Source organism: Paenibacillus sp. FSL R7-0331 (genome assembly GCF_000758645.1).
Taxonomy (GTDB): domain Bacteria; phylum Bacillota; class Bacilli; order Paenibacillales; family Paenibacillaceae; genus Paenibacillus_AQ; species Paenibacillus_AQ camerounensis.
Map to the genome: position 1 here is coordinate 2,534,690 of NZ_CP009284.1, position 12,074 is coordinate 2,546,763.

The following is a 12,074-nucleotide window of genomic DNA, read 5'->3' on the forward strand; positions in this document are numbered from 1 at the left end:
GAGCGGCACATCCCGCACATATAAGTGTGAATAGCCCGTCCAAACTCCCAAGTGGAGTCCTGGTCGGGCTAATTTTTTTGCTGAAGAATGTCGAAAAAAGGTGTAGGAATAAGATAGCATTAAGAGGTAGAATGAAACAACACTATGAGGAACCGGCAGTAGAGCTGCAGCAGAGGAAATATTATAGAAATTAAGGGTGGTTAGCGGCGGATGGAGAAAGGAAGGATACGCGGGCTATGGGCGGCTCTGGCGCTGTACATATTGGCTTGTATCTGGGTAGAGATCCAATATAGCAGCATACTGTGGATGATTATTATAACAGGCGGACCGCTGCTGGTCTGCTGTGCTTTTTGGAAAAGAGGGGGCGGCAGCAGGCCTGAGTTAAATAAATCACGCCACTGGATTCAGCTTGCGTTTCTGCTATGGTCAGCGGGAAATCTCATTCTGACTCTGTTTCCGGGTGGCCTGACCCTTTCCTTCGGAGATGGGCCGCACAGCGTGCTGCTGGCAGTAATGGTTCATATTCCGGCAAGAGTCGCGATTCTGTTCGGCATTATACATGTTTACAGAAAACTGAAAAAACGGATCAGCAGACTGCAGGTTCTCTGGGATCAGATTACAACTGTGGAGTGCATTGTGGGCAGTGTATGGTTTATCTTTTTTCAGGATGAATCCATTCATTGGATGCCGCGCGGCATCCAGTCGTTCGCCGTCTTCTTTTATCTGCTCGTACCGCTGCTGGTACTGGCCGGACTTACCCTGATCTGGATCTATATGGACAGCAGCCAGCGCACACCCGGCTGTATCCTGCTGATTTCGGGGATTGCCCTGATCGGGACGCTTGATCTCATTCAGGCGCTGCACGGCGGACTAATCTCAAGTCCATACATAGACAGCCTGTACCGGCTCTCCATCGCAGGTATAGCAGCCAGCGGTATTATGGGGACGCTGCAGATTAGCAAGACGGAACCCGCAGCAACACCGGAGAATAGTCCGCGGATGCTGAAGGGCGGGATTCTCTTTTTAATGTATCCTGTGATGATTGTGCTGCTGAAAGGCTTCTCCGTATATGTGTTTCTGTACTTTACGATCATTATTATGGCCTATTTCATTGTAAGGCTATATGCCAAGCAGACCATCGCCGCCAAAAAAATGCTGGAAACCGAAAGGGAGTACAACGAGAAGCTGCGCCTCTATCTAAATGTTATTGAGCAGGCGCCCATGTCTATTCTGATTACGGACAAAGACAGGCAGATCGAATATATTAATCCTTATTTTACTGAGGTGACCGGATACTCCAAAGAAGAAATTCTCGGCAAGACACCATCCCTCCTGAAAACGGACAAGACCGGGCGTGAGACCTATAATCAATTAAATGAAACGCTGGATGCAGGGGGGAAATGGCACGGGGAATTTGTTAACCGCAAAAAGAACGGCGAGGAATACACGGAAGCGGTGCTTGTCTCCTCCATTAAAAATGACAGCGGCGAGGTCACGCATTACGTCGGCATAAAAGAGGATATTTCCGAATACAAACGGATGAGAAAAGAGCTGTCAGACCAGCTGTACTTCACCTCACAGTTAATTGATACGCTGCCGCATCCGCTATTTTATATTGATGAACGGCAGTGCTTTCTCGGCTGTAATGCTGCTTATGAGCAGGCCTTTCAGGTGTCGCGCACTGAACTGGCCGGTATTCCGATGAGTATGCTGCCGCATTTGCCGGAGGACGGGTACCGCAATCTAAGCGAGATGATGACTGAAGTGGCGGCGACCGGCAGATCCTCGAACCGGCAGATTATCAGAACCTTTGCTTCAGGGGAGGAGCATCATATTCTGTATTCCCTGTCTGCGTTCCGCTTGTCCGATTATTCGATCGGCGGGTATCTGGGGATTATGACCGACATCAGCGATCTGAAGCATAAGGAAAAAGAGATTATCGATAACCGCAATTTCCTTGATGCCATCATCAGCCATATGCCGCTCATGATAACGGTGAAGGATGCACAGACCCTGAAGATTTTTAAGGCTAATCAGGCAAGTGCGGATTTCCTGGGCATAGCGCCTGAGCAGCTGGTAGGTCTGGATCTGCGGACTATGTTCCCTGAGGAGATAGCGCGCAAGCTGATGGATGCGGATAAAAAAGTAATCGCCACCGGCCAGACCTTCAGCGAAATCGAGATTATCCCCGACGACGGTGAGCATTGCAACCTCAGATATGTGCTGACCACCAAGCTGCCGATCATGGATGCCGAGGGTCAGCCGCTCTATCTGCTCAGCGTATCGGAGGATATAACTGATGCCAAACGGCAGGAGGCGGAGCTGAAATCGGCGCTTAATCTGGCGGAAGAAGCAACAGCTGCCAAGTCGCAGTTTCTGGCTAATATGAGCCATGAGATCCGTACACCGATGAATGCGATTATCGGCATGGCCTATCTGGCGCTTAAGACCGGCCTAAACCCTGTACAGCAGGATTATATCTCCAAAATCCATAATGCCGGAACCTCACTGCTGGGCATCATTAATGAAATTCTTGATTTTTCAAAGGTGGAATCAGGCAAGCTGGAGCTGGAGAACACGGACTTTACACTCATGGAGGTCTTCACCGGGGCGCTGGATCTGTCCAGCCAGACGGCCGGGGAAAAGGGACTGCAGCTGCTGTGCACAATCCAGCCTGAGGTGCCTGCCAAGCTCAGCGGTGATCCGCTGCGTCTGGGACAGATTATTACGAACCTGCTGAGCAACGCGGTTAAATTCACCAGTGAGGGTGAGATATTCATTGCTGCTGAGCTGAACAGCCGGATTGACAGCAGGGTCAAGCTGCAGATCAGCGTGCGCGACACCGGCATCGGCATGAGCAAAGAAACGGAGAGCAAGGTGTTTCAGGCCTTTACCCAGGCCGACAGCTCGACTACGCGGAGGTTTGGCGGAACGGGACTGGGACTGGCAATCAGCCGCAAGCTGGTAGAAATTATGGGCGGCAGCCTGTGGGTGGACAGTGTGGAAGGACAGGGCAGCACCTTTGCTTTTACCGCCTGGTTTGATGTGGTGCAGAATGCGGATATCCCGGCCAAGCTGCTGCCGGCAGCGGCTTCCCCTGTTCAGGAGAAGGATTACAGGCTGGCCGGAACCCGGGTGCTGGTAGCTGAAGATAATGAAATCAACCGGCAGATTGCCGCAGAGCTGCTGAGAAGCCAGGGAATGCTGCCGGATCTGGCGGTGAACGGGGCTGAAGCCGTGCGGCTTATTGAAGCAATGCCTGCGGACCGGCCCTACGGCATCGTCCTGATGGATCTGCAAATGCCGGAGATGGACGGCTTCGAGGCGGCGGCGAGAATCCGCGAGCTGTCTCCGGAACTGCCGGTAATTGCCATGACGGCCAGGACGATGCAGGAGGAGCGGGAGCGCAGCTTTGCTTCAGGCATGAACGGACATATCGCCAAGCCGGTTGACCCGGATATTCTGTTCGCCAAGATTAGCAGATGGGTTACAGACGGGACGGCCAGGCAGGCTGCCGGGCGTGAGGGATATGCGTCTGGACTTGATGATGGTACTGATGCGAGGGCTGAAGCGAGTACAGAAACGAGTGCTGATGCGAGTGCTGGTGTGAGTACAGAAGCGAGTGCTGGAGCAAGTAAGGAAGCAAGTGCTGATGCAGGTATTGATGTAAGTGCTGATGCAGGTATTGACGCCGGTGCGTTGTCTATCCTGCGGCTCGGCGGGATTGATACGGCGGGCGGTCTGACCCGGGTGGGGCACAACGGGACATTATACAGCAGCCTGCTGCTGAAATATGCGGACAGCCAGCATGAAATTGTTCAAGCTCTGCGTGAGGCGCTCCGGAAGGAGGAGGCTGCAGCTGCGGAAAGGCTTGCCCATAATCTGAGAGGGGTATCGGGCAATCTCGGGGTTACAGAGGTAGAGAAGCTGGCTGGTAGCCTGGGTGCAATGTTCACCCGGAAAGCAGAGCCGGAGGTGCTGGAGGAGCTGCTGCGCAGGCTGGAAACGGCTGTGCAGGACAGCTCCGGCATCATTGTCAAGCAGCTGGGCAGCAGCCAGCATCCAGTAGTGCCGGCGGAGGAGACCGGACAGCTGACAGTCCCGGCTGTGCAACTGCTTGAGCGGCTGCTTGAGCTGTTGCTGGATGATGACAGTGAAGCTGTTGATTATTATACCGATATTAAGGATACGGTGGCCCATCTGATACAACAGGCAGATATGAAGCGGCTGGAGCACAGCCTTAGCCGGTTTGAATATGAGGAGGCTGTGGAAATAACCCGGCAGGCCCTCCTTGAAAGTCAATATGAACAGAGGTTGATGTAAACAATGCTGGATTTAAGACCTGTTATATTAGTCGTAGACGACACGCCGGACAATATTGCGCTGCTCAGCGGCCTGCTGAAGGAATGCTACAAGGTGAAGGTGGCTACAAACGGTGAAAAAGCGCTGCAGATTGCCAAGGCTGCTCCTCCCGATCTGATTCTGCTGGATATTATGATGCCGGGCATGGACGGTTACGAAACCTGCCGCAGGCTGATGCAGGATGAGGTGCTGAGGGAGATACCGGTGATTTTTCTGACTGCAAAAGAAGAGGTGGAGGATGAGAACAAGGGCTTCGATTCCGGTGCGGTGGATTATATTACTAAGCCGATTAGTGCGCCGATCCTCCTCTCACGCGTAAAGACACATCTGACACTGAAGCGCTCCAAGGATTTTCTTGCAGACAAAAACCAGTATCTCGAAGCAGAAATCTCCCGGCGGATCCAGGAAATATCGCTGATTCAGGAGGTCTCGGTCATGGCGATGGCAGCGCTGGCGGAAATGCGTGATCCCGAGACGGGTAATCATATTCAAAGAACCAAGCTGTATATCAAGGAGCTGGCAACCCGGCTTGGCCGGACGGAAAAATATGCGGATGTCCTCAGCCCCGAGCATATCAGCCTGATTGTCACCTCGGCTCCGCTGCATGACATCGGCAAGGTGGGCATTCCGGATCATATTCTTCTCAAGCCGGGCAAGCTGACAGACGAAGAATATGAAGTGATGAAGACGCACACGACCCAGGGCCGGGATGCTGTCCTGCGTGCCGAGCGGCTGATGAACAGCACTGAAACCTTCCTGCGGTTCGCCAAGGAGATCGTCTATTCCCATCATGAAAAATGGGACGGTACCGGCTATCCGCAAGGATTGACCGGTGATGCAATCCCGTTATCGGCAAGGCTGATGGCGGTTGCAGATGTGTACGATGCGCTAACCAGCAAGCGTGTCTACAAGGAGGCGATGAGCCATGAGCAGGCAGTCGATATTATTGTCGGGGATGCCGGCCGGCATTTCGACCCCGAAATTGTGGAGATCTTTGTGAAATGCAGCCAGAAGTTTCAGGAGATTTCTGACCGGTACTAGGTGGTAGCAGACCGGAATTGTGGAATACTGGCTGGTGCTCATTGCAGGGATAGTTATGTGTCACAGCCACCTATAGCATCGTTTCAAAAAAGAGCCCGACCTACCTTCTATCTCAGAAGGTGGGTCGGGCTTTGCTAGTTATTATAGTAGGAAAGGGCAGATAGTATGCTGAGAGCCGTGACGGCTGGTGTATTGCCTGTGGAGATAGAGGGAGAAATCCCTTTGATTCCGGCGCAATCGGGCCGAATGGCGAAATGAAAGGGAAAAATCCCTCTGATTCCGGCGAAACCGGACTGAGCGGTGAAATGAGAGGGAAAAATCCCTCTGATCCCGACGCAATCGGACTGAGCGGTGAAATGAGAGGGAAAAATCCCTCTGATCCCGGCGAAAGCGGGCCGAATGGTGAAAGGAGAGGGAAAAATCCCTCTGATCCCGACGCAATCGGACTGAGCGGTGAAATGAAAGGGAAAAATCCCTCTGATCCCGGAGCAATCGGGCCGAGCGGCGAAAGGAGAGGGAAAAATCCCTCTGATCCCGGCGCAATCCGGCCGGACGGCGAAAGGAGAGGCAGAAATGCCTCTGCCTCTCCATTTCAGCCGTCCTGATTCCCGCCGCTGCGGCTAAGCCGTAAAAATCCCGGCACCGCCCTTCACGCGCCGGGCTTCAATGACCTCCTCGTAATCGCGGATCAGCCCGTCGAATATTGTCTCCCAGGATAGGCTAAGCGCCAGGCGCCGCCCCTCCCGGCCCATCGCCAGCCGCAGCTCAGGCTGCCCGGCCAGCCTGCAGATGGCCTCGGCCATTGCCGCCGGCTGCTGCGGGTCGAACAGCGTGCCGCTCCGGCCGGGCACCACCAGCTCGCGCGGGCCGCCCGCATCTGCGGCAATGACCGGCAGCCCTGAGGCCATGGCCTCCAGCACTACATTACCGAAGGTTTCCGTAGCAGACGGAAACACGAAAATGTCGCTGGAGGCGTACAGCTCCGCCAGCTCATCCCCGTGCCTGCTGCCGGCAAAGGTGACATTCGCAGGGGCGGAGGCGCGAAGCTCCGGCAGCAGCGGCCCATCCCCGACGACAAGCAGATGGACGGCGGCGGCAACGGATTCGGGCAGGAGACGCATGGCCGCCATGAGCGTTGCGATATCTTTTTCCGGAGCAATCCGTCCAACATATATCAGCATCAGCGGAGTCTGTATCCCGTAACGCCCGCGCACATTCTCTGAATGCTTCTCAGGGTTATATAATCCACAGTCTACCCCCCTTGACCACAGCCGCAGCCCCGTAAAGCCGCGTGTACGCAGAACACCCGCCGTTTCCCGGGAAGGCGCCAGGATGGCGTCACAGCTGCGGTGGAACCATTTCATATACTTCCAGTAGAGCGGAATAAGGCTGGGCATCCGGTAATAGCGGAGGTAGCGGTCAAAATGAGTGTGGTAGGAGGCGACATGCGGGAGGTTATGTTTATGGGCGTAACGCAGGCCGTATAAGCCGAGGTTGAACGGGGTAGCCAGGTGCAGCAGGTCGGGGCGGAAGGCGCGGAGCTCATTGTGAATGGAGGACAGTCCGGGCAGGGCCAATCTGCACTCGGGATACAGGAAAAAGGGGATGCTGGAAATTTTGCGTACCGGATCATCACAATCCTCTTCAGAGGCGGACTTTGGTGAAAACAGCAGATGCTCAATTCCACGGCGGTTCAGATGTCCGGTCAGCCGGTGAAGCGTACGGGAGACTCCATTGGTCTGCGGAAGATAGGTGTCCGTAAACAAGGCAAGACGCATCAATATCCCCTCCAGGACTTTAGTTGCCCTGATCATAGCAGGTGAATATTTGGCGGGGGTCAGCGGAATGTTAAGGCTTTTTTCAGGATCGGCCGGTTTGTCCCCGCACTTTACGCTCCGTTGATACAAATACGTACAATCGCAAACACTCGTCCACTATAGTTATTTAAAAAATAAGCTAATAGGAGTGACAACGACTTGAAAAAATCAGGTACTACCATCCTCTCTCTGCTGCTTGCGGCCGAACTTGCACTTGTTCCCGCCTGGGGCGGAGCCCCTGCAGCAGCGGCTGCAGTACAGCAGCAGGGCACTCCGTATAATGTTGACGGCTCTTATAATGTTAACGTTCCTCATATTATTGTGAATCAGGTATATGGCGGAGGGGATGCAGATACTACCGGCGGTTATTTTTCAAGCGGCTATATTGAGCTTTATAATCCCCTGGACACGGATGTGGACCTGAGCGGCTGGTCACTGCAATACTCTGATCCGTCGATGAACGGTGCCTGGAGCAGACTTGCGCTGAGCGGCACTATTAAGGCACATTCCTCTTACCTTATTACGGACAGTAAAAATAACCCGACCTTCCAAAGCGACATCAGCGGCAAGGGTGACCAGACGTGGAGCGGGCTGCTTTTCAATAATAAAGGCGTAAAGGTGGTTCTGCTCAGCAATACCGATCTGCTGACTGCGGTTAATCCGTTCGAGAGCAAAAGCGCTGCCTATGTGGACATGATCGGCACAGCTGGAAATGACAAGGGCTCCGTAATCGACGGCTATGAAGGGGATTACCCGACAGGCAAGGAGGAGGGAACCTCCAAGCAGAAGTCGGTCCGCCGCGCAGATTTCGCGGATACGGACAACAACAAAAAGGATCTGAAGCAGATCAGCTTCGACTCGCTTGATGCGGCTGCAATGAATCTGATGAAGCCGCACAGTAGTAGGGATGGTGCGTGGGGAGTCAAAGCACCTGCTCTTGGCGTAGCCACATCCTTGCTGCCAAAGGCGACAGCCGGCTCACAGTATACGGTAGCCCTGTCCGTGTACGGCGGAGTCCAGCCGTATTCCTTCACCGCAGACGGCTTGCCGGAAGGGCTGAAGCTTGATCCGTCTGCAGGCATTATCAGCGGAACTCCGCTCGCGGCAGGGACTTCAACTGTGAGCTATACCGTCTATGACAGCTCTGCGGCTCCGGCCAGAGTGACCGGAACGCTGAGTCTTGTTGTGGGCAAGCCTGCACCTGATCCCAAGCAGGATCTGATCAGCGTGACCAAGATCGGCGGATATTCTGTCGGAACGACCAGTGAGGACGGCGGCGTGGCTGAGATTGTCCGCTATAACCGGGATAACGGCAGATTCTATCTGGTTAACGGGTCGGCTCATCCCGCGACTGTAGATATTGTTAATCTTAAAGACGGTGTGCATCCGGAGAAGGAGGCAAGCATCAACATAGAGGTGCTGGCTGAAACCGGGGGCTTCAGCTACGGGGATTTAACCAGTGTGGACGTGAATACGGCAACCAAACGGATTGCAGTGGCTGTTCAGGAAGCCGATGCAATGAAGAACGGCAAAGTGCTTGTGCTGGATTACGGCGGACAACTGCTGGAGACATTTGAAGCCGGGGTACAGCCGGATATGGTCAAATACACTTCAGACGGCCGGTATATCCTGACTGCTGATGAGGCGGAGCCGCGTACCCTGGCAGGCGATCCGGAAGGCAGTATTACGATTATAGATACCTTGACCAATGCAGTAAGACTGGTGAAATTCGATAACCCTGCTGTCATTGATGATCTGGTGCATATCCGGGGGGCAGCGGACCCGGAGACGAAGCTGATTACCGGCAAAGGCGCCAAAGAAGACGCAGTACGTGATCTGGAGCCGGAATTCATCGAACTGTCCGAAGACCAGAAGACGGCCTATATCAGTCTGCAGGAGAACAATGCTATCGCTGCTGTGGATATTGCTTCGGGCAAGCTGCTGTGGGTGAAAGGTCTGGGACTCAAGGATCTGAGCCTTCCGCACAATGCGCTGGATCTGCAAAGGGATAATCTGATCAGTCTTGAGAACGTCCCGTTCTACGGTGTGTATATGCCGGATGGGATCAGCCAGTACACGGTCAACGGTAAAACCTATCTGTTCACAGCCAACGAGGGCGATGCAACGGAATGGGACAGCAAGGAGAATGCCAGCACCATCGGGAAAATGAAAGGCTTACTCAATCCTGAATCGGATGCGGCCAAATTCCTGGCCGGAACAACGAAGTATGACAGCGTTGAAGTAATGTCGGATATGGGCCATGACGGAATGTATCTGTATGGAGGCCGTTCCTTCTCCATCTGGGATGCTTCCAGCATGAAGCAGGTATATGACAGCGGCAGCGACTTTGAGCAGATTACGGCTGAACGCCTGCCGGCTTACTTCAATGCCAGCAACAGCAACACTACAATGGACAGCCGCAGTACCAAGAAAGGACCGGAGCCTGAATATGTTAAGACCGGCAAGGTGGGCAAGAAGGCGCTGGCCTTTATCGGGCTGGAGCGCATCGGCGGCCTGATGACCTATGATGTGACCAATCCGGAGCAGCCGGAATTTGTGAACTACATCAATACACGCGAATTCACACCCAAAAATAATATTGAAACGGATACCGGTCCTGAGGGGATTGAATTTATCGCCGCAGCCGACAGCCCGACGGGACTGCCGCTGGTGCTGGTTGCCAATGAAGTCGGCGGTACAGTGGCGATTTATCAGCTGAATGTGACAACGATAAGCCTGAATAAGGCAGTATTGTCCATGCAAGCCGGCGGTACTACAGAAGTGCTTACAGCAGATGTGCAGCCTGCCGGCGGAACTGCCGCAGAGCTAATCTGGAGCTCTTCCGATTCAGCTGTCGCTGCGGTTGACCAGGCCGGTAAGGTAACACCGCTTACTGCCGGGACAGCTGTAATCTCCGTGTACAGTGCAGACGGCTACGGACTGGCTGAAACGCAAGTAACAGTATCAACTGCTAATCCTGTGGTCAGCCTGCCGGGCTCCGGTATGCCAAGCGGTTCAACTGTACCAGTTCCGGCTCCGGCAGCGGAACCTGCGGTCAGCCCTGCTGGCGGCAAGGCGGTTGTAGAAGTCGAGGCTGAGGTGGATGCGACAGGTAATTCTTCCTATCCGGTCAGCCGGGAGGACGTAACAGCTGCACTGGAATCACTGAAGGGATCTGCGGCACATGAGCTGTTGTTCCGGACAGCTGCTGCAGATACAGCCGGAACGGCAGTGCTTAATGTACCTGCTGCGGTATGGTCTGACATTTCCGCCAGTACAGTAGAAACAGTGACTTTTGCAAGCCATGGAGGTACGATCTCGCTGGACCGTGCTGCAATCACGGCAATCCATAGTGCAGCAGCCGGAGAAGCTGTCAGTCTGACGATTGCCAAAGCTGCGCTCGCATCGGCTTCAAGTCTGGTCGGTACCCGTCCGGTGCTTAGCCTGACAGTAAAAGCCGGAAGCCGGGAGGTTTCCAGCTTTGGTGCAGGCGGTGCTGTGGTCAGCATACCCTACACTTTAGCTGCGGGTGAAGATCTCAACGCGGTGGCTGCATATTATGTAACAGCGGCGGGAGCATTGTCCGTACTGCCTGCAAGCAGTTATGATGCGGCGGCCGGTGTGCTGACATTTAAGACCCCGCATTTCTCGGTTTATGCAGTCGGCTATAACAAGCCGGTGTTCACCGATACCGTAAGCAGTTATGCCAAAGACTCGGTCACTTATCTGGCGGCGCGCGGCATTATCTCAGGAACCTCGGCAGGGCAGTTCGGCCTTAAGGCTCAGCTGAGCCGCGGAGATGCAGCGCTGCTGCTGGCCCGCCTGGCCGGAGCCGGATTGAACACAGCCGGAGCAGGCAGCTTTACCGATGTGCAGGCCGATGATTATTATGCGGCAGCAGTGAGCTGGGCCAGTGTCAACGGAATTGTGAACGGCACAGGGGATGGCCGGTTTAATCCTGAGGCTAATGTGACACGGGAACAGCTGGCGGTAATGATTACCCGTCTGGCTGAAGCGATGAACTGGAGCCTGCCGGTAAGCGCCGGTGCAGCTGCAAGCTTTGCCGATCAGGCATCGATCAGCAGCTATGCGCTGGAGGCGGCAAAAGCCGTCCAGCAGGCAGGCATTCTCTCCGGCCAGGCGGCAGCAGACGGCAAGATTAACTTTGCCCCGCAGGCTTCTGCCACACGTGAAGAAACTGCACATCTGCTGGCTAAGCTGCTGAAGGCAGTACAGTAAAAGACTTTCCGCTTAGTGTGGTCCGGCGGGTGCCCCGCCTTTCGGACTGCACTGACCGGTCAGGCGGTTTAGTGTTTCTGTTTCGGGACATGCTATAATCTAACCGGAGTTCACTCCAATACATGTGCGAGGTGATCAGCGAATGGGATTTCAGGCAGGCCAGCTGTTTATTAATTTGCCCGTAGCCAATCTGCAGAGGTCGATTGAATTTTTTACGGCAATAGGGTTTGAGTTTAATCCTCAGTTTACGGATGAGAACGCAACCTGTATGATCATTAACGGAAATTCGTATGCGATGCTGCTAACACGGGAGTATTTCGGTACGTTTACAAACAAGACGATTATCGATTCTGCTGCCCATACAGAGGTTATTACCTGTTTCTCCGCAGCAAGCAGGGAACAGGTGGACGAGCTGGTGCAGAAGGCACTGAATGCCGGCGGCAAGCCGTTCAATGATCCGGTCGATCACGGCTTTATGTATAACTGGAGTTTCCAGGACCCGGACGGGCATCTGTGGGAAGTTATGTATATGGACGAAAGTGCTGCACAGTAAATCAAAACATTAGTATTTTTCAGGCAGGTGCCCGGTAAGGGTGCCTGTCTTTTTGCTATGCT

Annotated in this window: 6 protein-coding genes; 5 read left to right on the plus strand and 1 reads right to left on the minus strand. The window is 54.1% G+C overall.

What is annotated here, in order from left to right; translation table 11 throughout:
• Positions 1 to 210: 210 nt before the first annotated feature.
• The 3 genes from R70331_RS10370 to R70331_RS10380 all read left to right on the plus strand — a co-directional run bounded on the left by R70331_RS10370 (position 211) and on the right by R70331_RS10380 (position 6,008).
• The gene (locus R70331_RS10370; protein ID WP_042175142.1) at positions 211 to 4,323 is read left to right on the plus strand and encodes a PAS domain-containing protein; all 4,113 of its coding nucleotides are present in this window, start codon (positions 211 to 213) and stop codon (positions 4,321 to 4,323) included.
• Positions 4,324 to 4,326: 3 nt separating this feature from the next.
• On the plus strand, positions 4,327 to 5,403 hold the full coding sequence (locus R70331_RS10375; RefSeq protein ID WP_042175143.1) for a response regulator: 1,077 nt from the start codon (positions 4,327 to 4,329) through the stop codon (positions 5,401 to 5,403).
• A gap of 254 nt (positions 5,404 to 5,657) precedes the next feature.
• Positions 5,658 to 6,008 carry a hypothetical protein gene (locus R70331_RS10380; RefSeq protein ID WP_042175145.1) on the plus strand — a complete coding sequence of 117 codons (351 nt, stop codon included), beginning with the start codon at positions 5,658 to 5,660 and terminating at the stop codon, positions 6,006 to 6,008.
• Positions 6,009 to 6,023: 15 nt separating this feature from the next.
• On the opposite strand, the gene R70331_RS10385 is transcribed toward R70331_RS10380, so the two are convergent.
• Positions 6,024 to 7,181 (minus strand): glycosyltransferase family 4 protein, encoded by a 1,158-nt coding sequence (locus R70331_RS10385; protein ID WP_042175147.1) that lies wholly within the window; start codon positions 7,179 to 7,181, stop codon positions 6,024 to 6,026.
• 198 nt (positions 7,182 to 7,379) lie between these two features.
• Between R70331_RS10385 and R70331_RS10390 the strand changes: the two genes are divergently transcribed.
• Together R70331_RS10390 and R70331_RS10395 are read left to right on the plus strand one after the other, a co-directional pair.
• Positions 7,380 to 11,459, plus strand: coding sequence for a choice-of-anchor I family protein (locus R70331_RS10390; RefSeq protein WP_042175149.1), 4,080 nt, complete (start codon positions 7,380 to 7,382; stop codon positions 11,457 to 11,459).
• A 142-nt stretch (positions 11,460 to 11,601) separates the two neighbouring features.
• Positions 11,602 to 12,012, plus strand: a complete 411-nt coding sequence (locus tag R70331_RS10395; protein ID WP_042175152.1) for a VOC family protein — start codon at positions 11,602 to 11,604, stop codon at positions 12,010 to 12,012.
• The last annotated feature ends 62 nt before the right edge of the window (positions 12,013 to 12,074 follow it).